At 67.3% G+C, this 25,618-nt stretch carries 24 protein-coding genes; 14 read left to right on the top strand and 10 right to left on the bottom strand.

The features are described from left to right. Positions 1-20: 20 nt before the first annotated feature. The 6 genes from trpC to rpe form a co-directional block, all read right to left on the bottom strand. Entirely contained in the window at positions 21-824 is an 804-nt protein-coding gene (gene trpC / locus ACOABP_RS07010; RefSeq protein WP_474227532.1) for an indole-3-glycerol phosphate synthase TrpC, read from the bottom strand. Positions 825-830: 6 nt separating this feature from the next. Then, complete coding sequence (gene trpD / locus ACOABP_RS07005) at positions 831-1,859, bottom strand: anthranilate phosphoribosyltransferase (protein ID WP_066734021.1); 1,029 nt, start codon at positions 1,857-1,859, stop codon at positions 831-833. 65 nt (positions 1,860-1,924) lie between these two features. Further along, positions 1,925-2,494 (bottom strand): aminodeoxychorismate/anthranilate synthase component II, encoded by a 570-nt coding sequence (locus ACOABP_RS07000; RefSeq protein ID WP_474227531.1) that lies wholly within the window; start codon positions 2,492-2,494, stop codon positions 1,925-1,927. An 18-nt stretch (positions 2,495-2,512) separates the two neighbouring features. Then, a complete protein-coding gene (gene trpE, locus ACOABP_RS06995) occupies positions 2,513-4,036 on the bottom strand; it encodes an anthranilate synthase component I (protein ID WP_474227530.1) in 1,524 nt (507 codons plus the stop codon). A gap of 465 nt (positions 4,037-4,501) precedes the next feature. Next, positions 4,502-5,245, bottom strand: a complete 744-nt coding sequence (gene gph / locus ACOABP_RS06990) for a phosphoglycolate phosphatase (protein WP_474227529.1) — start codon at positions 5,243-5,245, stop codon at positions 4,502-4,504. A gap of 14 nt (positions 5,246-5,259) precedes the next feature. Beyond that, the gene (gene rpe, locus ACOABP_RS06985; protein ID WP_066733975.1) at positions 5,260-5,961 is read right to left on the bottom strand and encodes a ribulose-phosphate 3-epimerase; all 702 of its coding nucleotides are present in this window, start codon (positions 5,959-5,961) and stop codon (positions 5,260-5,262) included. Positions 5,962-6,165: 204 nt separating this feature from the next. Here rpe and apaG point away from each other — a divergent pair, with 204 nt between their 5' ends. Then, on the top strand, positions 6,166-6,540 hold the full coding sequence (gene apaG / locus ACOABP_RS06980) for a Co2+/Mg2+ efflux protein ApaG (protein ID WP_101680573.1): 375 nt from the start codon (positions 6,166-6,168) through the stop codon (positions 6,538-6,540). A 38-nt stretch (positions 6,541-6,578) separates the two neighbouring features. Here apaG and ACOABP_RS06975 read toward each other — a convergent pair whose 3' ends face one another. Beyond that, positions 6,579-6,776 (bottom strand): hypothetical protein, encoded by a 198-nt coding sequence (locus ACOABP_RS06975; RefSeq protein ID WP_474227528.1) that lies wholly within the window; start codon positions 6,774-6,776, stop codon positions 6,579-6,581. A gap of 64 nt (positions 6,777-6,840) precedes the next feature. On the opposite strand from ACOABP_RS06975, the gene mltA reads away from it, so the two are divergent. From mltA to ACOABP_RS06915, 12 genes are all read left to right on the top strand, one after another. Then, positions 6,841-7,968, top strand: a complete 1,128-nt coding sequence (gene mltA / locus ACOABP_RS06970; protein ID WP_474227527.1) for a murein transglycosylase A — start codon at positions 6,841-6,843, stop codon at positions 7,966-7,968. 433 nt (positions 7,969-8,401) lie between these two features. Continuing rightward, on the top strand, positions 8,402-10,051 hold the full coding sequence (locus ACOABP_RS06965) for a cytochrome D1 domain-containing protein (RefSeq protein ID WP_474227526.1): 1,650 nt from the start codon (positions 8,402-8,404) through the stop codon (positions 10,049-10,051). 68 nt (positions 10,052-10,119) lie between these two features. Further along, on the top strand, positions 10,120-10,425 hold the full coding sequence (locus tag ACOABP_RS06960) for a c-type cytochrome (protein WP_474227525.1): 306 nt from the start codon (positions 10,120-10,122) through the stop codon (positions 10,423-10,425). Positions 10,426-10,459: 34 nt separating this feature from the next. Continuing rightward, on the top strand, positions 10,460-10,828 hold the full coding sequence (locus ACOABP_RS06955) for a c-type cytochrome (RefSeq protein ID WP_474227524.1): 369 nt from the start codon (positions 10,460-10,462) through the stop codon (positions 10,826-10,828). Continuing rightward, complete coding sequence (locus ACOABP_RS06950; RefSeq protein WP_474227523.1) at positions 10,750-12,015, top strand: cytochrome D1 domain-containing protein; 1,266 nt, start codon at positions 10,750-10,752, stop codon at positions 12,013-12,015. The genes ACOABP_RS06955 and ACOABP_RS06950 overlap by 79 nt, the downstream gene beginning before the upstream one ends. Before the next feature lie 27 nt (positions 12,016-12,042). Further along, entirely contained in the window at positions 12,043-13,026 is a 984-nt protein-coding gene (gene ahbB / locus ACOABP_RS06945; protein WP_474227522.1) for a siroheme decarboxylase subunit beta, read from the top strand. Beyond that, the gene (locus ACOABP_RS06940) at positions 13,023-13,511 is read left to right on the top strand and encodes an Lrp/AsnC family transcriptional regulator (protein WP_474227521.1); all 489 of its coding nucleotides are present in this window, start codon (positions 13,023-13,025) and stop codon (positions 13,509-13,511) included. Before ahbB (ACOABP_RS06945) ends, ACOABP_RS06940 begins: the two co-directional genes overlap by 4 nt. A 5-nt stretch (positions 13,512-13,516) precedes the next feature. Next, the gene (gene ahbB, locus ACOABP_RS06935) at positions 13,517-14,050 is read left to right on the top strand and encodes a siroheme decarboxylase subunit beta (protein WP_474227520.1); all 534 of its coding nucleotides are present in this window, start codon (positions 13,517-13,519) and stop codon (positions 14,048-14,050) included. A 3-nt stretch (positions 14,051-14,053) separates the two neighbouring features. Then, positions 14,054-15,217 (top strand): heme d1 biosynthesis radical SAM protein NirJ, encoded by a 1,164-nt coding sequence (gene nirJ, locus ACOABP_RS06930; RefSeq protein WP_474227519.1) that lies wholly within the window; start codon positions 14,054-14,056, stop codon positions 15,215-15,217. A gap of 17 nt (positions 15,218-15,234) precedes the next feature. Beyond that, positions 15,235-16,704, top strand: a complete 1,470-nt coding sequence (locus ACOABP_RS06925) for a cytochrome D1 domain-containing protein (protein WP_474227785.1) — start codon at positions 15,235-15,237, stop codon at positions 16,702-16,704. A gap of 16 nt (positions 16,705-16,720) precedes the next feature. Then, positions 16,721-17,575, top strand: coding sequence for a uroporphyrinogen-III C-methyltransferase (gene cobA, locus ACOABP_RS06920; RefSeq protein WP_474227784.1), 855 nt, complete (start codon positions 16,721-16,723; stop codon positions 17,573-17,575). A 251-nt stretch (positions 17,576-17,826) separates the two neighbouring features. Further along, complete coding sequence (locus ACOABP_RS06915; protein WP_474227518.1) at positions 17,827-19,455, top strand: ABC-F family ATP-binding cassette domain-containing protein; 1,629 nt, start codon at positions 17,827-17,829, stop codon at positions 19,453-19,455. Positions 19,456-19,527: 72 nt separating this feature from the next. On the opposite strand, the gene ACOABP_RS06910 is transcribed toward ACOABP_RS06915, so the two are convergent. Together ACOABP_RS06910 and ytfE are read right to left on the bottom strand one after the other, a co-directional pair. Beyond that, positions 19,528-21,807: a nitric-oxide reductase large subunit gene (locus tag ACOABP_RS06910; protein ID WP_474227517.1), complete on the bottom strand. Its 2,280-nt coding sequence runs from the start codon at positions 21,805-21,807 to the stop codon at positions 19,528-19,530. 70 nt (positions 21,808-21,877) lie between these two features. Then, positions 21,878-22,546, bottom strand: coding sequence for an iron-sulfur cluster repair protein YtfE (gene ytfE, locus ACOABP_RS06905; RefSeq protein ID WP_474227516.1), 669 nt, complete (start codon positions 22,544-22,546; stop codon positions 21,878-21,880). A 151-nt stretch (positions 22,547-22,697) separates the two neighbouring features. Between ytfE and norR the strand changes: the two genes are divergently transcribed. After that, the gene (norR, locus tag ACOABP_RS06900; RefSeq protein ID WP_474227783.1) at positions 22,698-24,275 is read left to right on the top strand and encodes a nitric oxide reductase transcriptional regulator NorR; all 1,578 of its coding nucleotides are present in this window, start codon (positions 22,698-22,700) and stop codon (positions 24,273-24,275) included. Here norR and paaK read toward each other — a convergent pair. After that, positions 24,272-25,576 carry a phenylacetate--CoA ligase PaaK gene (gene paaK, locus ACOABP_RS06895; RefSeq protein ID WP_474227515.1) on the bottom strand — a complete coding sequence of 435 codons (1,305 nt, stop codon included), beginning with the start codon at positions 25,574-25,576 and terminating at the stop codon, positions 24,272-24,274. The two genes, norR and paaK, sit on opposite strands and share 4 nt — an antisense overlap. Between the last annotated feature and the right edge of the window lie 42 nt (positions 25,577-25,618).

The following is a 25,618-nucleotide window of genomic DNA, read 5'->3' as shown; positions in this document are numbered from 1 at the left end:
AGTCGCGGATGAATCGTCGTTCAGCCAAACAGCCGCGCCAGTTCCACGCCCGGCTCGGGCGCGCGCATGAACGCTTCGCCCACCAGGAAGGCATTGACGTTGGCATCGCGCATGCGCTTCACGTCGGCAGGGCCCAGGATGCCCGATTCGGTCACCACCAGGCGGTTGTCCGGCATGTGCGGCAGCAGGCCCAGCGTGTTGTCGAGCGACACCTCGAACGTGCGCAGGTTGCGGTTGTTCACGCCCACCAGCGGGGTCTGCAGCTTCAGCGCGGCGTCGAGTTCGTCGTCGCCATGCACTTCCACCAGCACGTCCATGCCCAGTTCCAGCGCGCAGTCTTCCAGTTCGGCCATCAGGCCGTGGTCCAGCGCGGCCACGATCAGCAGGATGCAGTCGGCGCCCCAGGTGCGTGCTTCATAGACCTGGTACAGGTCCATCATGAAGTCCTTGCGCAGCGCCGGCAGGTCGCAGGCGGCGCGCGCGCGCTTCAGGTAGTCGGCGTGGCCCTGGAAGAAGTTCACGTCGGTCAGCACGGACAGGCAGGCCGCGCCGTGCGTGGCGTAGCTCTCGGCGATGGCTTCGGGGACGAAGTTCTCGCGCAGCACGCCCTTGGACGGCGACGCCTTCTTGACCTCGGCGATCACCCCGGCGTGGCCGGCGGCAATCTTCTCGCGCAGCGCGCGTTCGAAGCCGCGCGGGGCCAGGCCGGGCTCGGCGCGCAGGCTCTCGGCCTCGGCGCGCAGGCTCGGCAGGTCGCGCTTCTTGCGCGCCGCGTTCACTTCGTCGGCCTTGACGGCCAGGATCTTTTCGAGAATGTCGGACATGGCGATTTACTTAAATTGCTGCGTGGCGCGCACGAACTGATCGAGCTTCTCGCGTGCGGCGCCGCTGGCGATGGCCTCGCGCGCGCGTTGGATGCCGTCTTCGATCGAACTGGCGACGTTGGCTGCATAGAGCGCGGTGCCGGCGTTCAGCGAAACGATCTCGCGTGGCGTACCCGGTACGTTGCCCAGTGCTTCGAGTAGCATTTCCTTTGATTCAGTGGCGTCGGCCACCTTGAGGCCACGGTTCGAGATCATCGACAGGCCAAAGTCTTCCGGATGGATCTCGTACTCGCGCACCTCGCCATCCTTCAGCTCGCCCACCAGCGTGGCAGCGCCCAGCGATACCTCGTCCATGCCGTCCTTGCCGTAGACCACGATCGCGTGCTGCGCGCCCAGGCGCTGCATCACGCGTACCTGGATACCCACCAGATCCGGGTGGAACACGCCCATCAGGATGTTCGGCGCATCGGCCGGATTGGTCAGCGGGCCCAGGATGTTGAAGATCGTGCGCACGCCCATTTCCTTGCGGATCGGCGCCACATTCTTCATGGCCGGGTGGTGCGTCGGTGCAAACATGAAGCCGATGCCGGTTTCCTCGATGCACTGGCCCACCTGCCCGGGCGTCAGCATGATGTTGACGCCCAGCGCCTCCAGCACGTCGGCGCTGCCTGATTTGGACGAAACGCCACGGTTGCCGTGCTTGGCGATCTTTGCGCCCGCAGCGGCCGCCACGAACATCGACGCGGTGGAGATATTGAACGTGTGCGACCCGTCGCCGCCGGTGCCGACGATATCGACGAAGTTCTGGCGGTCCTTCACATCCACATGGTTGGCAAACTCGCGCATCACCTGCGCGGCGGCCGAGATCTCGCCGATGGTTTCCTTCTTCACGCGCAGGCCGGTCAGGATGGCGGCGGCCATCACGGGGCTGATCTGGCCCTGCATGATCTGCCGCATCAGGTGCAGCATCTCGTCATGAAAGATCTCGCGGTGTTCGATGCAGCGCGTCAGCGCTTCCTGCGGCGTGATGGACATGGCGGATTCTTCAGTATTGTGGGCGGCTGGATGGTCGGCGGAGTAGGCTGAGAAGTCGGTGCGCCTCATCGGGGCGCCTTGATGAAGTTCGCCAGCAGCGCATGGCCGTGCTCGGACAGGATCGACTCCGGGTGGAACTGCACGCCTTCCACGTTCAGCGTCTTGTGGCGCACGCCCATGATCTCGCCGTCCGGCGTCCAGGCCGTGACTTCCAGGCAGTCGGGCAGCGTTTCGCGCTCGATGGCCAGCGAATGATAGCGCGTCACGTCGAAGTGCTTCGGCAGGCCCGCGAACACGCCTTTCTGCGTGGTTTCGATCGTGCTGACCTTGCCGTGCATCACCTGCTTGGCGCGGATCACCTTGCCGCCAAACGCCTCGCCGATGGCCTGGTGGCCCAGGCACACGCCCAGCAGCGGCACCTTGCCGGCGAAGTGCTTGAGCACATCCACCGAGATGCCGGCTTCGTGTGGGCTGCACGGGCCCGGCGACACACAGATATGGTCAGGCTTCAGGGCCTCGATCTCTTCGATCGTGATCTCGTCGTTGCGATAGGTGCGCACGTCGGCGCCCAGTTCGCCAAAGTACTGCACGAGGTTGTAGGTGAACGAATCGTAGTTGTCGATCATCAGCAGCATGTCATCTCTCCCGGGGGCTCAGAGGTCGGCGTCCAGGCCGTCCTGGACCTGTTCGGCGGCACGGATCACGGCGCGCGCCTTCGCCTCGGTTTCCCTCCATTCGGCCTCGGGGTCCGAGTCCGCCACGATGCCGGCCGCGGCCTGCACGTAGAGATTGCCGTCCTTGATCACGCCCGTGCGGATGGCGATCGCCAGGTCCATCTCGCCGCCGAACGACAGGTAGCCCACGGCGCCGCCGTAGATGCCACGCTTGCGCGGCTCCAGTTCGTCGATGATCTCCATCGCGCGCACCTTGGGCGCCCCGGACAGCGTGCCGGCCGGGAAGGTGGCGCGCAGCACGTCGAGATTGCTCATGCCTTCGCGCAGCGTGCCTTCCACCGAACTGACGATGTGCTGCACGTGCGAGTACTTTTCGATCACCATCTTGTCGGTGACCTTGACCGAGCCGGTCTCGGCGATGCGGCCGATGTCATTGCGCGCCAGGTCGATCAGCATCACGTGCTCGGCGATCTCCTTCGGGTCGCTGAGCAGTTCGGTGGCAAGCTGGGCGTCGCGGTCCGGCGTGCTGCCGCGCGGACGGGTGCCGGCCAGCGGGCGGATCGTGACGATGCGCGCGGTCTCGGTGTCGCCGTTCTGGGGCGTGCCGACCTTGCGGGTTTCCTGGCGCACCAGGATCTCGGGCGACGCGCCCACCACCTGGAAATCGCCGAAGTTGTAGAAATACATGTACGGCGACGGATTCAGCGAGCGCAGCGCGCGGTATAGCGACAGCGGCGAGTCGCGGTACGGCTTCATCAGGCGCTGGCCCACCTGCACCTGCATCATGTCGCCGGCCATGATGTATTCCTTGGCCTTGTGCACGGCCGTCAGGTAGTCGGCCTTGGCGAATTCGCGATACACCTCGGTCTGCACCGACGGGCTGGTCACCGGCACGTCCACCGGCTGGCGCAGCTTCATGCGCAGTTCGCGCAGGCGCTGGCGGGCGCGGGAATAGGCTTCGGGCGTGGTCGGGTCGGCGTAGACAATCAGGTAGAGCTTGCCGGACAGGTTGTCGATCACGGCCAGTTCTTCGCACAGCAGCAGTTGAATATCGGGCAGGCCCAGGTCGTCGGGCATCTGCTTGTCGGCCAGCTTCTTCTCGATATAGCGCACGGCGTCATAGCCGAAGTAGCCGGCCAGGCCACCGCAGAAGCGCGGCAGGCCGGGGCGCAGCGCCACCTTGAAGCGGCTCTCGAACGTGGCGATGAAGTCCAGCGGGTTGCCTTCGTGGGTTTCCACGACCTTGCCGTCGGTGACCACCTCGGCGCGCTGGCCGTAGGCGCGGATCAGCGTGCGCGCATGCAGGCCGATGAACGAATACCGGCCGAAGCGCTCGCCGCCCACTACCGATTCCAGCAGGAAGGTGTTCACGCCGCGCGTCTGCGACTGCGCCAGCTTCAGGTACAGCGACAGCGGGGTTTCCAGATCGGCCAGCGCCTCGGCGATGATCGGGATGCGGTTGTAGCCCTGGTCGGCCAGCGATTTGAATTCCAGTTCGGTCATGTCGATCCTCTACTTGCGGCGCCGGCCAGTATGGTCGGGTCAGGCGGCACCGGGATGTCGTCAGCGGGATGGGAGGGCGACAAGCTGCATCAACCCGCCTCCCCCAGGGGGCGGACCGTGGCGCACACGTGAATCGATGAGGCTGCACACGGCCAGGGGCGGCGCGTGGCACGTTCTCGAGGCTAACCGTAGCACAGGCGCAAGCAGGAGCAACCGGAACTACGGCGCTGGCGGAAGGATCTGCCGGGGAAGCCGGTCGTCAGGACATCGGGACCGGTCCGGCGGAGCCTGGGCGGGGGGAGATCCGCAGTCTGCGGAAGTCCGGGCGACCCAGGCCCGTCAGGAAACTCGCGAACGCACTTTACGCCTGTTCAGAGGCGCGCCAGCGACGCCAGGGCCAGGCCTGCCGATCACTGCCAGAAAAGATGCGTTTGCGGTTGAGGAACATTGATTGTTCAGCGGGGATTAACCGTGATGGTTTGACCGGTGTGCAGCAAGAATCGCTGCGACGCGGGCAATGTCGGCGACTATACCATCGGCGTCGACGCCTTGTACAGGGTTCCCATGGTTGTAGCCATAGGGCATCAACAGCACACCCATGCCCGCCGCGCGGGCCGCGCGGGCGTCGTTTTCGGAGTCGCCAATGGCCAGCACGGCCGCCGGATCCATGCGGAACGCCTCGGCCACCTTGAGCAGCGGATACGGGTCGGGCTTGCGCAGCGCAAAGGCATCGCCGCCGTAGACCAGCTCGAAATACTGGGCCAGGCCGGTCTTGGCGAGCAGCGGCTCGGTGAAGTTCCACGGCTTGTTGGTCACGCAGGCCATGCGCAGGCCAAGCGCCTTCAACGCCGCCAGGCCTTCGCGCACATTCGGGTAGACATTGGAGAACTGGCCGTTGATGCGCACGTACTCGCGGTCGTAGAGCGCGTAGGCGTCGGCAAACAGGCCGTTGGCGTGCAGCGGGCTGAAGCGGGCGTCCAGCACGCGGCGGATCAGGTTTTCCGACCCCTTGCCCACGAAGCTGACGATCTCCTGGGCGGACATCGGCTCCACCGGGCCCAGGTGCGGATGCTGGTGCACCAGGGCCAGCAGCATCGCGTTGACCGATGCATGGAAGTCGCCAGCGGTATCGACCATGGTGCCGTCCAGGTCGACGATCACCGCCTGGATGCCGCGCCAGTCGGTGCGGCGCAGGATTTCGCTCGTCATCGTCCGGGCCCGCCTTACTTGCCGACCTTGGACAGCACGTCGCGGAACGTGCCGATGATGCCCTTGTAGCCGCCGTCGGCGTCAGGCTTGCCGAACACGGCGGAGCCGGCCACGAAGGTGTCGGCGCCCGCGGCGGCGATCTCGGCGATGTTGTCCGGCTTCACGCCGCCGTCCACTTCCAGCAGGATCTGGCGGCCGGTGCGGGCCGTGTAGGCGTCGATCCGGGCACGCACGGCGCGCAGCTTGTTCAGCGTCTCGGGGATGAACGACTGGCCACCGAAGCCCGGGTTGACGCTCATCAGCAGGATCACGTCCAGGCGATCCATCACGTGGTCCAGGTGGTGCAGCGGCGTGGCCGGGTTGAACACCAGGCCGGCCTGGCAGCCGTTGTCGCGGATCAGGGCCAGCGAGCGGTCGATGTGATCGCTGGCTTCCGGGTGGAACGTGATGATATTGGCGCCGGCCTTGGCAAAGTCGGGAATGATGCGATCCACGGGGCGCACCATCAGGTGGACGTCGATCGGGGCGGTCACGTGCGGGCGGATGGCCTCGCAGACCAGCGGGCCCACGGTCAGGTTGGGCACGTAGTGGTTGTCCATCACGTCGAAGTGGATCCAGTCGGCACCGGCTTCGGTGACGCGGCGCACTTCCTCGCCCAGGCGGGCAAAGTCGGCGGACAGGATGGACGGGGCGATGCGGTAGGTGGGCTGGCTCATGGCTGTTCGGGCGCTGGATTGAGGCTCTGAAGGCGGCGGATGCGGGGTGATCCGCGAGAATGGCGCGTATTTTACGCCCGTCGGGCCCGATCCTGCCCGACAGCGCGTGCTTGCCCCTGCCAAGCCCTTGCCGCACAATGCGACACACCCGGCCGCGCCCCCCAGCGGGACGCCGGCCTGCCGACCATTCTCATCCGTCGAACAATGAGCGAGTACGCTTTTTCCGTGGCCGTGCGCACCCAGTACATGGCCGACCAGTCGGACCCGGACCGCGGACGCTACGCGTTCGCCTACACCATCACCATCCACAACATCGGCGAAGTGGCCGCGCAGCTGATCTCGCGCCACTGGATCATCACCGACAGCGACAACGCCACGCAGGAAGTGGCCGGGCTGGGCGTGGTGGGCCACCAGCCGCTGCTCAAGCCGGGCGAGCACTTCGAGTATTCGAGCTGGGCCACGATCTCGACCCCGGTGGGATCGATGAAGGGCGACTATTTCTGCGTGGCCGAGGACGGCCACCGCTTCGAGGTGCCGATTCCCGAGTTCGCGCTGGTGCTGCCGCGCATGCTCCACTGAGCTGGCGCGGGCAGGGCAGGACGGGCGGCGCGCGGAACCTATGCGTCCGGCGCCTTGTCCGTCACCTGCGGCGCCTTGCCGGCGCGCGACGGGTGGTCCTGCGGCGCACGGGTGGGACGCGGATGCTTCTTCGCGGTGCCCATCGTCCAGACCACGATGAAGATCAGCAGCAGCAACGCCAGGCCGGCTTCGGCTGCCAGCAGCAGGGTGGGATGGTTTTCGAAAAACTGGCTCATCGCGTTGGGGCAGTCTGTGACAGTCGGCGGGTCGGGTTGAGATTGTAGGCAAAGAACGAACAAGATGGCATATCCGTATTCCCCGCGCGCGCCGCGTGCGTCTTCCCGAGGCTGGCTGGCGCTGGCGGCCTCCACCCTGGGCGCCGCGCTGCTGGCCGGCTGCATGAGCGGCGGCCCGATCCGCGTGCAGCAGGGCGGCACGGCCGGCACCCCGGCACCGTCGACATCGCCGAACGCCGGCAAGCTGCAACCGGCCACCTGGGCCGAGATCGGCGGCTGGAGCCAGGACGACGTGCGCGCCGCCTGGCCGGCCCTGCAGGCCAGCTGCCAGGCGCTGAAGAAGAAGCCCGAATGGAGCCGCGTCTGCGCCACCGGCCTGATGGTGGACGCCGGCGACCTGGTCGCCATGCGCGCGTACTTCGAAACCAACTTCCAGCCGTTCCGCGTGGTCAACGTCGATGGCACCGATAGTGGTCTGATCACCGGTTACTACGAACCCATCCTGCATGGGTCCCGCACGCGCCAGGGCCAGTACCAGGTGCCGCTGTACCGCCGCCCCGCGCAACTGCGCGGCGCCATGCCCCCGCGCGCCGACCTGCTGCAGATGCCGGCGATGCGCGGCAGCGAACTGGTCTACGTGGACGACGCCGTCGAGGCGGCCTTCCTGCAGATCCAGGGTTCGGGCCGTATCCGCCTGCCAGACGGCACGATGATGCGCGTCGGGTTTGGCGGCACCAACGACCAGCCGTTCCGCTCCTTCGGCAAATGGCTGCTCGACCGCGGCGAGATCACGCCCGCGCAGGCGACGATGCAGGGCATCAAGGCCTGGGCGCGCAACAACCCGGCGCGCGTCGACGAAATGCTGAACGTGAATCCGCGTTTCGTGTTCTTCCGGGAGCTGCCGCCGAACAATGACGGCCCGGTCGGCGCGCTCGGTGTGCCGCTCACCGCGGAACGCTCCATCGCCGTCGACCCGGCCACGATCCCGCTGGGCGTGCCGGTCTTCCTGTCGACGACCCGTCCGCTATCCACCGAGCCGATCCAGCGCCTGATGTTCGCCCAGGACACCGGCTCGGCCATCAAGGGCGGCGTGCGCGCCGACTTCTTCTGGGGCGCAGGCGACGCCGCCGGCGAAACCGCCGGCCGCATGAAGCAGGGCGGCCGCATGTGGGTGTTGATGCCGCGCAGCTGATGGCTGTCGCTGGCCCACGGTTATCTCCCCTCTCCCGCAAGGCGGGAGAGGGGCTGGGGGAGAGGGCCGGGCGCTTCCATTCGTGTCGTCGGCAAGCAGCACCTCAACGCCCTCTCCCCTGATCCCTCTCCCGCGCGCGGGAGAGAGGAACCAGAAACCTTCGGCGATCCACCTTCGGCGATCCGCCACCTTCCTCCCTCCCAATCCCTCTCCACGCCCAGGGTCTTTCGCCATCCCCGCGTTTCCGTTTCGCATTTCCCCAACACCGCTCTCGCATTCCGTCACGCTGTGACGCATCCCTCGGGCCGAGTTCCGTGTGAACTGTCATCGGCTTGACTGCCATCAATCCTTGGTCATCGCATTTTCACGATGATGGGCACATCCGACGTGCACCAGCACGCCACCGCATTCCCCACTCTCGCTGAGCAGAGACATGAAGGCGAAACACAGGATGTTCCCCGCAATGGCGGCGCTGCCGCTGTTCCTCTGGATGGCTCATGGCCAGGCCGAAACGGCGCCACCGCCGAATCCGGTTCCTACCCTCACGGCGGACGAGTTCAACCACGCCAGACAGATCTACTTCGAGCGGTGCGCGGGCTGCCACGGCGTGCTGCGCAAGGGCGCCACGGGCAAGCCGCTGACGCCTGACATCACGCGTGCACGCGGTACCGAATACCTGAAGACGTTCATCAAGTACGGCAGCCCGGCCGGCATGCCGAACTGGGGCACGTCGGGCGACCTGTCCGATCCCGAGGTGGACCTGATGGCGCGCTACGTGCAGCTGGAGCCGCCGACTCCGCCGGAATTCTCGCTGGCCGACATCGAGAAATCGCGCAAGGACATCGTGCCCGTGGCAAAGCGGCCCACGCGCAAGATGAACAACTACAACCTGGACAACCTGTTCTCGGTCACGCTGCGCGATGCGGGCGAAGTGGCGCTGATCGACGGCGATTCCAAGAAGATCATCAATATCGTCAAGACCGGCTACGCGGTGCATATCTCGCGCATGTCGGCGTCGGGCCGCTACCTGTACGTGATTGGCCGCGATGCCCGCCTGAACCTGATCGACCTGTGGATGCCGGTGCCCGACAACGTGGCCGAGGTCAAGATCGGCCTGGAAGCGCGCTCGGTGGAGACGTCGAAATACAAGGGCTTCGAAGACAAGTACGCCGTGGCGGGCTCGTACTGGCCGCCGCAGTACGTGATCATGGAAGGCGACACGCTCAAGCCGCTGAAGGTAGTGTCCACGCGTGGCATGACTGTCGACAACGAGTACCACCCCGAGCCGCGCGTGGCGTCGATCGTGGCCAGCCACTACCGGCCCGAGTTCGTCATCAATGCCAAGGAAACCGGCAAGATCCTGATGGTCGACTATTCGGACCTGAAGAACCTGAAGACCACCACGATCGATTCGGCCAAGTTCCTGCATGACGGCGGCTTCGATTCCACGGGCCGCTACTTCCTGGTGGCCGCCAATGCGTCGGACAAGATTGCAGTGGTCGACACCAAGGAAGACCGCCTGGCGGCGCTGGTGGACGTGGGCAAGACCCCGCACCCGGGCCGGGGCGCCAACTTTGTCCATCCGAAGTACGGCCCGGTCTGGGCCACTAGCCACCTGGGCGACGAAACCGTCAGCCTGATCGGCACCGACCCGGTGAAGAACAAGGCCAACGCCTGGAAGGTGGTGCAGACGCTCAAGGGCCAGGGCGGCGGATCGCTGTTCATCAAGACGCATCCGAAGTCCCACAACCTGTGGGTGGACACGCCGCTGAATCCCGACACCAAGCTGAACCAGTCGGTGGCCGTGTTCAACACCCAGAAGCTCGAAGGCGGCTACGAGATCCTGCCGATCGCGGAGTGGGCCAACCTGAAGGGCGAGGGCGCCAAGCGCGTGGTGCAGGCCGAGTACAACAAGGCCGGCGACGAGGTGTGGTTCTCCGTCTGGGGCACCAAGGACCAGGAATCGGCGCTGGTGGTGGTCGATGACAAGACGCGCAAGCTCAAGACCGTCATCAAGGACGCGCGCCTGATCACGCCGACCGGCAAGTTCAACACCCATAACACCCAGCACGACGTCTATTGATGTCCGGGCAGCCGGCGCCCGGCGGCGCTGGCTGCCTGTCCGGAATCCGACATACCAGGAGAAAGCACATGCATCCCGCAAAAGTGATGGTTGCCGCCTTGCTGGCGGCGGCAATGCCGCTGGCCGCCCACGCCAGCGCCGACCTTGCCAAGAGCAAGAACTGCATGGCCTGCCACAGCGTCGACAAGAAGCTGGTTGGCCCGGCGTTCAAGGACGTGGCCGCCAAGTACAAGAGCGACAAGGACGCCGCGGCGAAGCTGTCGCAAAGCATCCTGAAAGGCAGCACCGGCAAGTGGGGCCCGATCCCGATGCCGGCCAACGCGGTCAGCGATGCCGATGCCGGTGCGCTTGCAAAGTGGGTGCTGACCCTCTGACCTCCAACCCCTTGAACCCTTGATTCGCCGATCCATGGCCCGATCCATCGCATGGCACCTGGTGCTGCTCGGCACGCTGGCCGCGCCGGCCGCGCTGGTGCATGCGGAGCCGTCCGCGGTACGCCAGGCGCAACTGGCGCGCTGGTTGCGCGACGACTGTGGTGCCTGCCATGGCATGACGTTGCAGGGCGGGCTTGGTTCGCCGCTGACGGCCGATGCACTGGCCGGAAAGCCGCGTGACGGCCTGGTGGCAACTGTGCTGCAAGGCCGGCCCGGCACCGCCATGCCGCCGTGGCAACCGTTCATGACGCAGGAAGAAGCCCAATGGCTGATCGACAGACTCCAGGCGGGCAAGCCGCCGCCCGTGCTCCCCACATCGTCCGCCAGCGCATTGCGCGACTGATCCGCTTCACGGCGGCTGCGCTGGGGGTGTCATGCCTGATGGCTGCCTGTGCCGGCTTGCCTGCCGAACCGGCACCCATCACGCGTGGCACCGGCGACCTCGGCGTGGTCATCGAGCGCGCCGCCGGCCGGCTGCAGGTGGTGGAAACCAGCGGCATGACGAGCCTGGGCACCATCGACGGCCTGGGCGACCTTTCCCACGCCAGCGTGGTGTTCTCGCGCGATGGGCGGTACGCCTACGTCTTTGGCCGCGATGGCGGCCTGTCCCGCGTGGATCTGCTGGCGCAACGCATCACGCATCGCGTGAAGCAGGCCGGCAACAGCATCGGTGGTGCCATCCTGCAGAACGGCAACGTGGTGGCTGCGCAGAACTATGCGCCGGGCGGCATCAAGCTATTCGACGCCGGGACGCTGGAGCTGCTGTCCGAGATTCCCGCCATCGGTCCCGATGGGCGCCGTTCCAAGGTGGTGGGGCTGGCTGACCTTCCCGGCCAGCGCCTGGCGGCCAGCCTGTTCGAGGCAGGCGAAATCTGGGTCATCGACGCGTCGGATCCGCGGCAGCCGCAGGCCACGCGCCTGCCCGCGGGCCGCGAGCCGTATGACGGCCTGGTGACGCCGGACGGGCGCTGGTACCTGGCCGGCCTGTTCGGCGAAGACGGCCTGTCGCTGGTGGATCTGTGGCAGACGCCGCCCGCCGCGCGCAAGGTGCTGTCTGGCTACGGCCGGGGCGAGGCGCCGCTGCCGGTCTACAAGATGCCGCATCTGCGCGGCTGGGCCATGGCGCAGGGGCAGGCGTGGCTGCCGGCCATTGGCCGCCACGAACTGCTGGTGGCCGACCCAGCGCGCAACTGGCAGGAACAGGTACGCGTGGCCGTGGCCGGGCAGCCGGTATTTGCGATGGCCCGCCCCGATGGCCGCCAGGTGTGGGTCAACTTCGCCTTTCCGAAGAACGACTCGGTGCAGGTGGTGGATACCGCCACGCGGCAGGTGGTGAAGACGCTGACGCCCTGCCATGGCGTGCTGCACATGGAGTTCACGCCCAAGGGGGAGGCGCTGTGGCTGTCCTGCCGCGACGACAATCGCGTGGAGGTCTACGACACCACAACGTTCCGGCGCATCGCCACGCTGGCGGCCGATCAGCCGAGCGGCATCTTCTTCACGGTGCGCGCACAGCGCATCGGCATGTAATCGCCCTATGTGCCTGCCATAACTGCCATGTTCGACGAGCAACGTTTCTACGACTGTATCCAGCGCGATTTCCCGATCGTGCCGCGCCCGTTCCAGAGCGCGGGCGCGGCGCTGGACCTGAACGAACGCACGGTGCTGAGCCTGCTGGCGCGCGACCTGGGCGCCGGCCGCGTGAGCCGGATCGGCGCCGTGTTCGCGCCCAACGTGATCGGCGCCAGCACGCTGGCTGCGCTGGCGGTGCCGCCAGAAGCGCTGCCCAGGGTTGCGGCGCGCGTCAATGCCTACGGCGCGGTCAGCCACAACTATGCGCGGCTCGGCCACCGCTACAACCTCTGGTTCGTGGCCGGCGCACGCACTCGCGCCGCGCTGGACGTCGTGCTGGGCAGCATCGCCGACGACGTCGGCCAGGCACCGCTGGACCTGCCGATGGAGCGCGAGTACCACATCGACCTGGGTTTTTCGATGTCTGGCGCGCACGACACGCCGCGCGGCAGGCGCACGCCTGCGCCGGCGTCGACGCATCTGGACGAGGACGACTGGCGCCTGGTGGCGGCCCTGGAAACGGGGCTGCCGCTGACGCCGCAGCCGTTCCACGCGCTGGCCCGGTGCAGTGGGGTGCCGCTGCACCGGGTGCTGGCGCGTATTGCGCAGTGGCATGCCAGCGGGGTGATACGCCGCTTTGGCGTGATCCTGCATCACCGCCGCTTTGGCTATCGCCATAACGCCATGTGCGTGTGGAATGTGCCCGATGCCCGCGTGGATGCCATCGGCACGCGGCTGGCGCGCGTGGCGCCGGTGTCGCTGTGCTACCGGCGCACACGCTGCCAGCCCACCTGGCCATTCAACCTGTTCGCGATGGTGCATGCGCGCAGCGAAGACGAACTGCAATCCGCGCTGGAGCATTTCGACCGGCAGGCCGGCATGGGCACGCTACCGGGCAGGGTGCTGCGTAGCGGCACGTGCTTCAAGCAGTGCGGCACGCGCTATAGCTGGGAGGCGCCGCTGGCATGACCCAACCCGCCATTGTCGATGCGCCCGCTGCCGTCGACTCCCTTGATGCCCTCGACCGGCGCATCGTCAACGCGCTGCAACGTGGGCTGCCGCTGACGCCCCGTCCCTATGCCGATGCCGCCGCTGCGCTGGATATCGACGAGGCCACGCTGATTGCCCGGCTGCGGGCGCTGCTGGCGCGGGGTGTGCTGACGCGCTTTGGCCCGCTGTTCCAGATCGAGCGCGCGGGCGGCCAGTTCGTGCTGTGTGCCTGCCACGCCCCAGCCGACCGGCTGGACGCAGTGGTCGCCGCCATCAATGCCTTCCCCGAGGTGGCCCATCACTACGCGCGCACGCATCACCTGAACCTGTGGTTCGTGCTCGCGGTAGCCGATGCTGGCGACGTACCCGGCGTGCTGGCCCGTATGACGGCCAGCGCCGGCGTCGAGATCCTGCCCTTCCCGAAGGAACGCGAGTTCTTCGTCAATCTGTACCTACCGGTGTAGCGACCATGCCCCTCGCCCCCAGCATTCCCCTTGCCACTGCAATCCGCGCCAGCGACCTGGACGCCATCGACCGCGCGCTGGTCCAGGCCACGCAGGCCGGCCTGCCGCTGGTGCCGGCGCCATGGCAGGCGCTGGGCGACCGGATCGGCATTCCGGAAGACGAGGCGCTGGCCCGTTTTGCCGCCATGCACGAGCGCGGCGTGCTGCGCCGGGTGGGCGCCGTGCCGAACCACTACGCGCTGGGCTGGCGCGCCAACGGCATGACGGTGTGGGATGTCGATGACGCACGGATTGCCGAGCTTGGCGAACGCGTGGGCGCGTTGCCATGCGTCAGCCATTGCTACCAGCGGCCGCGCCGGCTGCCGGACTGGCCCTACAACCTGTTCGCCATGGTCCATGCACGCACGCGCGAAGAGGCCGCTCCGCACATCGCACAAATACGAGATTTGCTGGGCCAGGCATGCCGGGCGCGCGACGTGCTCTGGTCCACCCGCATCCTCAAGAAAACCGGCCTGCGCCTGCGGGCTTCCGGAGATTGACACATGTTCAGACTTTCCCGCTTCATGGAAGCATTGCGCGATGGCGGCCCGGTACCGGCATCACGCCGCGCCGGTGGCCCGGTGGTGATCTGGAATCTGGTGCGGCGCTGCAACCTCAACTGCAAGCATTGCTATTCGACGTCGGCCGATACCGATTTCAAGGGCGAGCTGTCGACCGCCGAAGCCATCGGCGTGCTCGAACAGCTGAAGGCAGCCGGCGTGCCCGCGCTGATCCTGTCTGGCGGCGAGCCGTTGCTGCGGCCGGACCTGTACGAGATTGCCGCACACGCCAAGCAGATGGGCTTTCATCTGTCGCTGTCGTCGAACGGCACGCTGCTGGACACCCGGCACGCCGCCAGGCTGCTGGTGGCCGGCTTCGACTACGTGGGCGTGAGCCTGGACGGCATGGAGGCCACGCACGACCGCTTCCGGCGCTGCCCCGGCGCGTTCCGGCAGGCGCTGGATGGCCTGCGGGTGGCCCGGCAATGCGGTCTGCGCGTGGGCGTGCGCATGACGCTGACTGAAGCCAATGCCGACGAATTGCCCGATGTGGTGGCGCTGACCGAGGCCGAAGGCATCGACAAGTTCTATTTATCGCATTTCAACTATGCCGGACGTGGCAGCAGCCATCGCGGCGACGACGCGCACCATGCCCATACGCGCGTGGCCGTGGATTGGCTGTTCGACCACGTGTGGGACCGCGCCCAGGAAGGCCGGGCTGGCGATTTCGTTACAGGCAACAACGATGCCGATGGCGTGAGCCTGTTGCACTGGATTGCGCGGCGCCAGCCCGGGCGGCTGGCCGACATGCGTCAGCGCCTGGTCAACTGGGGCGGCAACGCCACGGGCGTGGGCGTTGCCAATATCGACAACCTTGGCAACGTGCATCCGGACACGATGTGGTGGCACGTGTCGATCGGCAATGTCCGCGAGCGTGCGTTTGGCGATATCTGGGCCGACCGCAGCCATCCGCTGATGCGCGGGCTCAAATCGAGCCCCCGGCCGCTGGAAGGGCGCTGCGCCACCTGCGTGCATCGCGACATCTGCAACGGCAACACGCGCGTGCGCGCCTATGCCGTCAGCGGCAATCCATGGGCCGAGGACCCGGGCTGCTATCTGTCCGATGAGGAGATCGCCGAACCGCTCGGCCGGGAGGTGGTTGCATGAAGCGCCTGATTGCGGGGATGGCGATGGCCGCCTGGGTGTGGTCAGGCGCCCATGCTGGCACGACGCCCGGTGCGGTGGCCGACGTGGCGGCCACCTTCCGGCAGCACTGCGCGGCCTGCCACGGCGCCGACCGCCTGGGCGGCATGGGCCCGGCGCTGCTGCCCGAAAGCCTGGAGCGGCTCAAGCCCGATGCCTTGCGCGATGTGCTGCGCAATGGTCGGGCGGCCACGCAGATGCCGGGTTTCGCCGGTCAGTTGCCAGAGGCCACGCTGGACCAGATCGCCACGTGGCTGCGCACGGCACCGGCGCAGGCGCCGCACTGGGAGGCGGCGGATATCCGCGCATCGCGCGTGGTCCATCACGCGCCGGGCAGCCTGCCGGACAAGCCGGTGTTCCGTGCCGACCCGTCCAACCTGTTCCTGGTGGTGGAGTCGGGCACCCACCACCTGAGCGTGCTCGATGGCGACAGGCTGGAGCCGATCCACCGCTTCCAGACGCGCTTTGCGCTGCACGGCGGCCCCAAGTTCAGCCGTGACGGCCGCTATGTATATGTGGCCAGCCGCGACGGCTGGATCAGCAAGTACGACCTGTGGAACCTGACGCTGGTGGCCGAGATCCGCGCCGGCTTGAATACGCGCAATGTGGCGGTCAGCGACGATGGCAAATGGGTGCTTGCCGGCAATACGCTGCCGCAGACCATGGTGCTGCTGCGTGCCGATGACCTGTCGCTGGCGCGGGTGTATCCGGTGACCGGGGCGAACGGCAAGGCATCGCGCGTATCGGCGGTTTACGATGCCGCGCCGCGCGGCTCGTTTATTGCGGCGCTGCGCGACATCCCCGAAGTCTGGGAGATTCCGTACGCGACGCTGGAGCCGCGCGTGATTGCGCTGGACGATGTGCTCGACGATTTCTTCTTCGACCAGTCGTATCGCCATATTCTTGGCGCGTCGCGCGGCGGCGCCGGGCAGGTGATCGATCTCGATGCCGGCCGCAAGGTGGCAGACCTGGCACTGTCCGGCATGCCGCACCTGGGCAGCGGCATCACCTGGCAGCGTGACGGGCGCGACGTGATGGCGTCGCCGAACCTGAAGCAGGGCGCGCTGAGCGTGATCGACATGCAGACGTGGCAGACCGTTGCCACGATCTCCACGAACGGGCCGGGGTTCTTCCTGCGCAGCCACGAGGCCACGCCCTATGCATGGACCGACGCAATGATGAGCCCGCGCCGCGACACGCTCCAGGTCATCGACAAGCAGACGCTGAAGGTGGTGGGCAGCGTCACGCCGTCGCCGGGGCGCACGGCGGCGCATGTGGAGTTCACGCGCGACGGGCGCCTTGCGCTGGTCAGCCTGATGGAAGACGAGGGCGCCATCGTGGTCTACGACGCCGCCACGCTGAAGGAAGTTAAGCGATTACCGATGGACAAGCCGGTGGGCAAATACAACGTGTTCAACAAGACCACGCGCTCGTCGGGCACGAGCCATTGAACCGGGAGAAGGCATGATGACACCGTGGAACATCGACGTGCGGCGTGCAGCGCAAGGCGCCGACGGCAGGAAGACAGGCAAGGTCTGGCTGGTGGGTGTCGGCCCGGGCGATCCGGACCTGGTGACGGTCAAGGCCGCGCGGGCATTGTCGGAAGCCCAGGTCTGGCTGATCGACGATCTGGTGCCGGAGATGATGGGATGCTACGCAAGCCCGGGCACCGAGATCATCTCCGTTGGCAAGCGCGGCGGGCGCTGCTCGGTCAGCCAGGCCAGCATCCACGCCCAGACGCTGGCGCACGCGCTGGCGGGCCGCTGCGTGGCGCGCGTGAAGGGGGGCGATCCGCTGATGTTCGGCCGGGGCGGCGAAGAGGCGGCGTTCCTGCGCGGGCATGGGATCGATGTCGAGGTGGTCAACGGCATCAGCAGCGGGCTGGCCGCCGCCCAGGCGCTGGGCATCGCGCTGACGCATCGCGCCCATTGCCACGGGGTGACGTTCGTGACCGCGCACACGCGCGGCGATGGCGAACCGGACTGGCGCGCGCTGGCCGCCAGCGGCACCACGCTGGTGATCTACATGGGCATGCATCGCATCGCGTTGATCCGTGCGGCGCTGCTGCAGGCGGGGATGCGTCCTGACATGCCGGCGGGCGTGGTGATGCACGCCAGTTGCGCCGATCAGCGAAGCTGGACCGGCACGCTGGGCACGCTGACCGATGCGGTGGGGGCCGGGCTGGCGAGCCCGTCGATCATTCTCGTGGGCGAAGTGGTGGCGACGGCCCTGCGTCGCCCTGCCGTTTGCTTGCCTCTCCCGCGAGCGGCAGAGGGGCCGGAGGAGAGGGCGGGCATTTCAGGTTGTGACTTCGCCGTTTGAACGGCCTTGCCGACTTCCCAACCCCTCTCCCACAACGCAGGAGAGGGGTGGCAGTCACCGGAGTGCCACCGCTTTCGCAGGCACCTGCTCCCCGCCACGCACGTTTCTTCCATCCCCATTACAATAGCCGCCTGATCACCCAACACAGAGGTATTGGTCCCATGCGCCATTGATGCCGCCGTCGACAAGACGGCCAGTCTCCACCCGCCCCCGCAAGCTGGGGGAGTTCCTGGCATCTCTGGAATGTACGCATGACCGATCCCTATCTCAGGCTCGAAGGCCTGTCCTATGTCCTGCCCGACGGCAGGACGCTTTTCTCCGATCTCGACGAAATTTTCGACCAGCGCCCCACTGGCCTGGTCGGCCGCAATGGCGCGGGCAAATCCGTGCTGGCGCAGATGCTGGCGGGGCAGCTACTGCCAACGCGCGGGCGCTGCGTGTGCGCGGGCAGCGTGCGCTATCTGGCCCAGCAGGTGTCGCCGCCAGCGGATGCCACGGTAGCCAGCCTGGCCGGGGTGCAGCACACGCTCGACGCCCTGGCGCGCATCGAGGCGGGCAGTAGCGCGCCCGAGGATTTCGATGCCGTAGGCGGCTGGGATGTGCGGCAGCGGCTGCAACAGGCACTCGAACGCAATGGCCTGGGCCATCTCGACGCCGGCATGACCGCAGATGCACTGAGCGGCGGCGAGGCCATGCGGGTGGCGCTGGCCGGCGCGATGCTTTCCGATGCCGACTTCCTGATCCTGGACGAGCCCAGCAACCATCTCGACCGTCCGGCGCGTCACGCACTGATCGAACAACTGCGCCAGTGGCCGCGCGGGCTGCTTGTGGTCAGCCATGACCGGGCGCTTCTGGATACCCTGCCGCGCATCGTGGAACTGTCGTCGCTGGGCCTGCGCAGCTATGGCGGCAACTTCACGTTCTATGCGCAATGCAAGGCGGATGAGCGGCAGCACGCGATCGACCAGCTTGAACAGCGCAAGCTTGACCGCAAGCGGGAGCAGCGGTCCATGCGCGACCAGCGCGAGCGCCAGGAGCGGCGCCAGGCGCGCGGCAATCGGGAAGGCAAGACGTCGAACCAGGCCAGGATCCTGCTGGGCGGCCAGAAGGCACGCAGCGAAGTCTCGGCAGGCAAGCTGCGGCAACAGCAGGCCGCCAGCCAGGCCAGCCTTGACCAGCGCGTGCGCGAAGCCGCGCAGCAGGTGGAAGACGCGGCGCGCATCACGATGCACGCCGTGCCGGGCGCGCAGGCCGAGTGGGCCGGCAGGGCCGCACACCGACGCGTGGCCGAACTGGATGCCGTGGCGCTGCCGTTCGTGTCGGGCGCCACCCGCCGCGTCAGCCTGATCGTCACCGGACAGCAGCGCGTGGGCGTGGTCGGCCCGAACGGCTGTGGCAAGTCCACGTTGCTCAAGACGCTGGCCGGCCAGCTTGCGCCGCTGGCGGGCGCCTGCAGGCAGCCGGCCGATACGGTCTACCTTGACCAGCAATTGGCGAATCTCGATCCGGGGCAGTCGGTGCTGGCGCAGTTCCAGGCCGCCAACGGCACGTCGACCGAAGCCAACCTGCGCATGCTGCTGGCCCATCTTGGACTCGATGCACAAAAGATCGTCGCGCCCAGCGGCGCGCTCAGCGGCGGCGAACGGCTGAAGGCGGCGCTGGCCTGCACGCTCTACGCCGACCCGCCGCCGCAACTGCTGCTGCTCGACGAACCGAGCAATCACCTGGACCTGCCATCGGCACAGGCCCTGGAAGCCATGCTATGCGGCTACCAGGGCGCACTGGTGGTGGTGTCGCACGACGATGCCTTCATGGCCGGCCTGGCATTGACCCACCGGCTGGCTGCCACCGACGAAGGCTGGCAGCTCGATGCCTGGTAAGCGAAACCCGGGGCGCAAAAAAGCCGCCGGGCCCTGACAGGCGCCCGGCGGCTTCATTGCGGCGTTACAGCATTACTGGCGAGCGAGACGGCCTTCCGGAACCTCGCGGGCCGGGCCGCGCGAGAGCAGTCCCAGCACCACTTGCAGCGCAAAGGTCAGGGCACCCACCAGGAACACCACGTCGCCGAAGGTGCGTACCCAGCGCAGCGTCTGCAGGATCGGCTGCTGGACGAACGCTTCGCTGCGCGCGTACCAGAGGCCCTGGCTGATGCTGGCCAGCGCCTGGATGATGCCCACCGGCAGCAGGCTGGTGCCGATCATCAGCACCAGGCCGCCGTTCAGGCCCCAGAACGCGATCGACATCATGCGCGGGCTCAGCTTGTAGTCCGGGCGGACATAGCGCAGCACCAGCAGCGTGAAGCCGAGCGCCAGGAAGCCATAGACACCGAACAGCGCGGCGTGCGCGTGGACGGGGGTGGTATTCAGGCCCTGCACGTAGTACAGCGAGATCGGCGGGTTGATCATGAAGCCGAAGACCCCGGCGCCGAGCATGTTCCAGAACGCCACGGCAGTGAAGCACATCACCGGCCAGCGCAGGTTGTTCATCCACGGGGCGCGTTCCTTGAGGCGCCAGTTTTCCCAGGCTTCGTGGCCCAGCACGATCAGCGGCATGACTTCCAGCGCCGAGAACGTGGCGCCGATGGCCATCACGGGTGTGGTGGTGCCGGCAAAGTACAGGTGGTGGAACGTGCCCGGAATGCCGCCAAGCATGAACAGCGATGCCGAGGCCAGGCTGGCCGCCGTCGCCATCGGGCGCGATACCAGGCCCAGCGTGGAGAAGATGAAGGCCAGTGCCGTGGTGGCGAATACCTCGAAGAAGCCTTCCACCCACAGGTGGACCACCCACCAGCGCCAGTACTCCATCACCGTCAGGCTGGTGCGCTCGCCGTAGAACAGGCCCGCGCCGTAGAACAGGCCGATGGCAACCACGGACGACGTCAGCAGCGCCAGCAGGTTCTTGTCGCCGCCGCTACGCGCCTTGAGCGCCGGGGCGATGCCGCGCAGCATCAGCACCAGCCAGATCACGATCCCGGCCAGCTTGCCGATCTGCCACAGACGGCCCAGGTCCACATACTCGTAGCCCTGGTGGCCCAGCCAGAAGTTCAGGTTGGCCGGCATCTTCTGCGCGATGGCCAGGTAGTTGCCGGTGAACGAGCCCACCACGACCACCACCAGCGCCCAGAACAGGATGTCGACGCCCAGCCGCTGGTACTTCGGGTCCTTGCCGCCGTTGATCAGCGGCGCCAGGAACAGGCCCGCCGCCAGGAAGCCCGTGGCGATCCAGAACAGCGCGCTCTGGATATGCCAGGTGCGCACCAGCGAGTACGGGAACCACTGCGACATGTCGATGCCGTAGAACTTCTGGCCCTCGACCGTGTAGTGCGCAGTGAAGCCGCCGATCAGCACCTGGAAGGCGAACAGCGCCACCACCAGGAACACGTACTTGCCCAGCGCGCGTTGCGACGGCGTCAGCGCAAAGGTCGACAGCGGATCGCGGGCCGGTGCGGGCGGCAGCGGCTCTTCCTTGCCGCGCAGGAATGCCCACGCCCAGATCAGCAGGCCCACGCCGGCCAGCAGCACCACCACGCTGGCCACCGACCAGACCACGTTCTCGGCGGTCGGGCGATTGTCGATCAGCGGCTCATGCGGCCAGTTGTTGGTGTAGGTGGCGGTGTGTCCGGGGCGGTCGGTGGCGGCGGCCCATGCGGTCCAGAAGAAGAAATGCGTCAGTTGCACGCGCCGCTCGGGCGACGGCAGCGTGTTTTCCTTCATCGCGAAGCTCACCCGGCTCTTGTGCAGTTCGGGGGCGTCGGAGAACAGGCGCTGGTAGTAGTCGGCCGTCATCTCGATGGCCTTGGCGCGGCGCGGCGACACCGTCAGCACGTTGCTGGCGTCGGTGTGGTTGCCGCGGTACTCGGCCTTCAGGTGCGCGCGCAGCACGGCCTGGTCGCCGACGTCGAGCGCGGCAAAGTCCTTGCCGAAGCGCTCGCGCGCGGCCAGGTCCAGCCAGGCCGTGAGTTCGCGGTGCAGCCAGTCGGCCGTCCAGTCGGGCGCCTGGTAGGCGCCGTGGCCCCAGATGGAGCCAATCTGCATGCCGCCCACCGACTGCCATGCGGTCTGGCCGTCAAGGATGTCCTCGGACGTGAACAGCTTCGTGCCGTCGGCGGTGACGACCTGCGCCGGGATGGGCGGCTGCTGCCGGTAGACCTCGGAACCGTAGTAGCCAAGGAGAGCGAACGTGACCGCCAGCACGGCGATCAGCGTGAACCATAGTTTCTTGTAGGGGCCCATGATGGGTGCGTATCGGTACGCGTGTATGGGTTGGCAGGATGCGAGATGGCTCGCGGGTCAGTGATCGCGATCAGTGCGCACGCGCGGCGTTCTCGAACAGCACGTTGTTTTCCAGGTGGATGTGTTCCATCAGGTCTTCGCGGAACGTGCGCAGGCCCAGGTACAGCGCGCGCCAGGTGTTGCAGGCGGCGCGCGGCAGCGTGATGTCGTGGGTCAGGTCGGACAGCCGTTGCAGCGCGGCGCCGTGGTCGTCGTGCTCCATGCGCATGACCGTGATCGGCGCCGACGCCATGGCGCCCATGCCGCGCGACAGCATCGGGAACAGCACCTGCTCTTCCTTCTGCATATGGCTCAGCAGTTCCTGCAGCATCACGCTCAGGTGATCGGCCAGGCCTACCGGGCATTCGGGCCGGTCGCCATGCACTTCCTCGACCCGGCGCGCCAGGCGGATCAGTTCCGGCAGTTGCTCGCGGTGGCGCTCGTGGAAACGCGCCAGGATGAAGCCGATCAGTTCCTCGGCCGGCGCTTCGCTCCAGTCGTGGCCGTCGGCCGGGGCCTGGGCCTGGAGCGCCTGCAGGCGGGCTTCGATCGCGGTGGCGTCGAGCCCCTTGGCCTGCGCGGCATCGCGCAATGTGTGCGATCCGCCACAGCAGAAGTCGAGGTCGTAGTCGTGAAAGATCTTCGTCGCACCGGGGATCCGACGGGCCAGCTGGCCCAGAGACTGGTCTTGCATGCTCATGATTTGCTCCTTCTCAATAAAAGCCGACGTCTCTTGTGCGAATCTCGTGCCCAACAGAAAGATTCAAAGATTCAATGATTTACCTGTCGGTAGGGTTTTTTGGACCGCGAGCCGGCATGGTGAATCGAACCTGAGTGGGGTGTTTTTGACCATGATTTGCGAGCTACTACAGGCCGACCTGTGCGCGGATCTGCCGCAGGCGGTACGGATGCAGAGACTGGTGGGCAGCCTGCGCGCGCATTTCCGTTGCGGCGCCGTGGCGCTGCTGCGACTGGAGGAAGACCAGCTCCGGCCGGTGGCCGTCGACGGACTGGTACGCGACGCGCTGGGGCGCCGCTTCGCGGTGAGCCTGCATCCACGGCTGGCGGCCATCCTGGCGCGCCGTGGCGTGACGTGCTTCCACCACGACAGCGCGCTGCCGGACCCTTACGACGGCCTGATTGACGAACACGTGGGCGAGCCGCTGCCGGTGCATGACTGCATGGGCATCAGCCTCGAAGCCGAAGGCAAGACGTGGGGCGTGCTGACGCTCGATGCGCTGCAAGTGGGCACGTTCACCGATGCCGCGCAGGTCGAACTGCAACGGCTGACGCCGGTGGTCGAGGCCGCCATCCGCATCACGCGGCTGGAGGCGGAGATCCGGGCGCTACGGCAGGGGCGGATCGACGAGCCCGCCGGCGACGTGGTGCGCGACGATGGCGAGATCATCGGCCAGAGCCAGGCCATCAGCCATCTGCTGCACGAACTGCGGGTGGTGGCCGATTCGGAGTTGCCGGTGTTGCTGCTGGGCGAGACGGGCGTGGGCAAGGAATTGTTCGCGCACCGCCTGCACCGGCTGTCGCGGCGCCGCAACCGGCCGCTGATCCATGTGAACTGCGCGGCGTTGCCGGAATCGCTGGCCGAGAGTGAACTGTTCGGCCATGCGCGCGGCGCGTTCTCGGGCGCCACTGGCGAGCGGCCAGGCCGGTTCGAGGCCGCCGATGGCGGCACGCTGTTCCTGGACGAGGTGGGCGAACTGCCACTGTCGATCCAGGCCAAGCTGCTGCGCACGCTGCAGAACGGCGAGATCCAGCGGCTTGGCTCCGACCGGCCGCGGCGCGTGGATGTGCGCGTGATCGCCGCAACCAACCGCCATCTGCGCGAACACGTGCGCGATGGCTCGTTTCGCGCCGATCTCTATCACCGGCTGTCGGTGTACCCGATCCCCATCCCCCCGCTGCGCGAGCGCGACAACGACGTGCTGCTGCTGGCCGGCCATTTCCTGGAACTGAACCGGGCGCGGCTGGGGCTGCGCAGCCTGCGCCTGTCCGCCGCCGCGCAGGACGCGCTGCGGCGCTATCCGTGGCCGGGCAATGTGCGTGAACTGGAACACGTGATCAGCCGCGCGGCGCTGAAGCTGGTCAGCCGGGGCGCCAATCGCGTCGACATCCTGACGCTCGACGCCGACCTGTTCCGCGACCTGTTCGATGCCGATGGCGTGGGCGGCGGGCTGGCACCGGCCGCCGTGGCGCCCGTCGAACCCGCGCCTCCGGTAGTGGTGCCGGCCGTTTCGCTGCGCGAGGCGGTGGATTCGTGCCAGCGGCGCTGCATCGAACAGGCCCTGCTGACACAGGACGGCAACTGGGCGCAGGCTGCGCGCCAGCTTGGCGTGGATGCCAGCAACCTGCACAAGCTGGCCCGCCGGCTGGGCTTCAAGCGCGAGACGCGCCGCGCTGCCCGCGCAGGCTAGCGCGGGCGGTTATCGACGATGCGCCGCGCCTTGCCCACCGACCGCTCGACGCCGCCTTCCGGCAGGATCTCGATACCCGCCGTGACGCCGATATACGCCTTGATGTCGTGCGTCAGCTGCTCGCGCGCATGGGCCGCCACCGACGGCTCGGCGCCATGGGCGCATTCCACGCGCACGATCAGGGTATCGAGCGGCCCCTCCTTGCCCAGCACGCACTGGTAGTGCGGCGCCAGTTCGGTGTGCTTGAGGATCAGTTCCTCGATCTGCGACGGAAAGACGTTCACGCCGCGCACGATCATCATGTCGTCGGTGCGGCCCGTGATCTTCTCCATGCGGCGGAAGGCCGCCCGCGCGGTGCCCGGCAGCAGGCGCGTCAGGTCGCGCGTGCGATAGCGGATGACCGGCATCGCCTCCTTGCTGAGCGACGTGAAGACCAGTTCGCCGAATTCGCCGTCGGGCAGCACGTCGCCGGTATCGGGATCGATGATCTCCGGATAGAAATGGTCTTCCCAGATGGTCGGGCCGTCCTTGGTCTCGGCGCATTCGTTGGCCACGCCAGGGCCCATCACTTCCGAAAGGCCATAGATGTCGACGGCCGAGATGCCCATGCGCTTTTCGATCGCCAGGCGCATCTCCGGCGTCCACGGCTCGGCGCCGAAGATGCCGATGCGCAGCGACGTCGACGCCGGGTCGATGCCCTGGCGCTCCAGCTCGTCGGCAATCGCCAGCATGTAGCTGGGCGTCACCATGATGACCTCGGGCTTGAAGTCCTGGATCAGCTGCACCTGGCGCTCGGTCTGGCCGCCGCCGAACGGGATGGCCGTCAGGCCGGCCTTTTCCACGCCATAGTGCGCGCCGAGCCCGCCCGTGAACAGCCCGTAGCCGTAACTGATGTGCACCTTGTCGCCGCGCCGGGCGCCCGATGCGCGGATCGAGCGCGCCATCACCGTGGCCCAGGTATCGATGTCCCGCAGCGTGTAGCCCACCACGGTGGGCTTGCCGGTGGTGCCCGACGATGCGTGGACCCGCGCCACGCGGTCCTGCGGCACCGCGAACATGCCGAACGGGTAGTTGTCGCGCAGGTCCTTCTTCGTGGTGAACGGAAAACGCGCCAGGTCGGCCAGCGACTGCACCTGGTCGGGATGCACGCCCGCCTCGTCGAACTTGCGCCGGTACACCGGCGAGTTTTCGTAGGCATGGCGCAGCGACCATTTCAGGCGCTCAAGCTGCAGGGCTTGAAGTTGCTGCCGGCTGGCAGTCTCGATCGGCTCCAGGGGCAGATCGGTGAGGCGCGTACTCATGATGTCTCCACGTTTCCGGGATGGGTGCGCTACGTTGGCGCA

The sequence above is a fragment of the Cupriavidus sp. HE11 genome (assembly GCF_056097175.1).
Note: the sequence above shows the minus strand (reverse complement) of the source record. Positions and strands in the feature narration are given on the sequence as shown.

What these genes read in the sequence shown, in the direction of transcription:
- trpC (WP_474227532.1), bottom strand. Translation starts at nt 824, where the DNA reads ATGTCCGACATTCTCGAAAAGATCCTGGCCGTCAAGGCCGACGAAGTG.
- trpD (WP_066734021.1), bottom strand. Translation starts at nt 1,859, where the DNA reads ATGTCCATCACGCCGCAGGAAGCGCTGACGCGCTGCATCGAACACCGC.
- ACOABP_RS07000 (WP_474227531.1), bottom strand. Translation starts at nt 2,494, where the DNA reads ATGCTGCTGATGATCGACAACTACGATTCGTTCACCTACAACCTCGTG.
- trpE (WP_474227530.1), bottom strand. Translation starts at nt 4,036, where the DNA reads ATGACCGAACTGGAATTCAAATCGCTGGCCGACCAGGGCTACAACCGC.
- gph (WP_474227529.1), bottom strand. Translation starts at nt 5,245, where the DNA reads ATGACGAGCGAAATCCTGCGCCGCACCGACTGGCGCGGCATCCAGGCG.
- rpe (WP_066733975.1), bottom strand. Translation starts at nt 5,961, where the DNA reads ATGAGCCAGCCCACCTACCGCATCGCCCCGTCCATCCTGTCCGCCGAC.
- apaG (WP_101680573.1), top strand. Translation starts at nt 6,166, where the DNA reads ATGAGCGAGTACGCTTTTTCCGTGGCCGTGCGCACCCAGTACATGGCC.
- ACOABP_RS06975 (WP_474227528.1), bottom strand. Translation starts at nt 6,776, where the DNA reads ATGAGCCAGTTTTTCGAAAACCATCCCACCCTGCTGCTGGCAGCCGAA.
- mltA (WP_474227527.1), top strand. Translation starts at nt 6,841, where the DNA reads ATGGCATATCCGTATTCCCCGCGCGCGCCGCGTGCGTCTTCCCGAGGC.
- ACOABP_RS06965 (WP_474227526.1), top strand. Translation starts at nt 8,402, where the DNA reads ATGAAGGCGAAACACAGGATGTTCCCCGCAATGGCGGCGCTGCCGCTG.
- ACOABP_RS06960 (WP_474227525.1), top strand. Translation starts at nt 10,120, where the DNA reads ATGCATCCCGCAAAAGTGATGGTTGCCGCCTTGCTGGCGGCGGCAATG.
- ACOABP_RS06955 (WP_474227524.1), top strand. Translation starts at nt 10,460, where the DNA reads ATGGCCCGATCCATCGCATGGCACCTGGTGCTGCTCGGCACGCTGGCC.
- ACOABP_RS06950 (WP_474227523.1), top strand. Translation starts at nt 10,750, where the DNA reads ATGGCTGATCGACAGACTCCAGGCGGGCAAGCCGCCGCCCGTGCTCCC.
- ahbB (WP_474227522.1), top strand. Translation starts at nt 12,043, where the DNA reads ATGTTCGACGAGCAACGTTTCTACGACTGTATCCAGCGCGATTTCCCG.
- ACOABP_RS06940 (WP_474227521.1), top strand. Translation starts at nt 13,023, where the DNA reads ATGACCCAACCCGCCATTGTCGATGCGCCCGCTGCCGTCGACTCCCTT.
- ahbB (WP_474227520.1), top strand. Translation starts at nt 13,517, where the DNA reads ATGCCCCTCGCCCCCAGCATTCCCCTTGCCACTGCAATCCGCGCCAGC.
- nirJ (WP_474227519.1), top strand. Translation starts at nt 14,054, where the DNA reads ATGTTCAGACTTTCCCGCTTCATGGAAGCATTGCGCGATGGCGGCCCG.
- ACOABP_RS06925 (WP_474227785.1), top strand. Translation starts at nt 15,235, where the DNA reads ATGGCGATGGCCGCCTGGGTGTGGTCAGGCGCCCATGCTGGCACGACG.
- cobA (WP_474227784.1), top strand. Translation starts at nt 16,721, where the DNA reads ATGACACCGTGGAACATCGACGTGCGGCGTGCAGCGCAAGGCGCCGAC.
- ACOABP_RS06915 (WP_474227518.1), top strand. Translation starts at nt 17,827, where the DNA reads ATGACCGATCCCTATCTCAGGCTCGAAGGCCTGTCCTATGTCCTGCCC.
- ACOABP_RS06910 (WP_474227517.1), bottom strand. Translation starts at nt 21,807, where the DNA reads ATGGGCCCCTACAAGAAACTATGGTTCACGCTGATCGCCGTGCTGGCG.
- ytfE (WP_474227516.1), bottom strand. Translation starts at nt 22,546, where the DNA reads ATGAGCATGCAAGACCAGTCTCTGGGCCAGCTGGCCCGTCGGATCCCC.
- norR (WP_474227783.1), top strand. Translation starts at nt 22,698, where the DNA reads ATGATTTGCGAGCTACTACAGGCCGACCTGTGCGCGGATCTGCCGCAG.
- paaK (WP_474227515.1), bottom strand. Translation starts at nt 25,576, where the DNA reads ATGAGTACGCGCCTCACCGATCTGCCCCTGGAGCCGATCGAGACTGCC.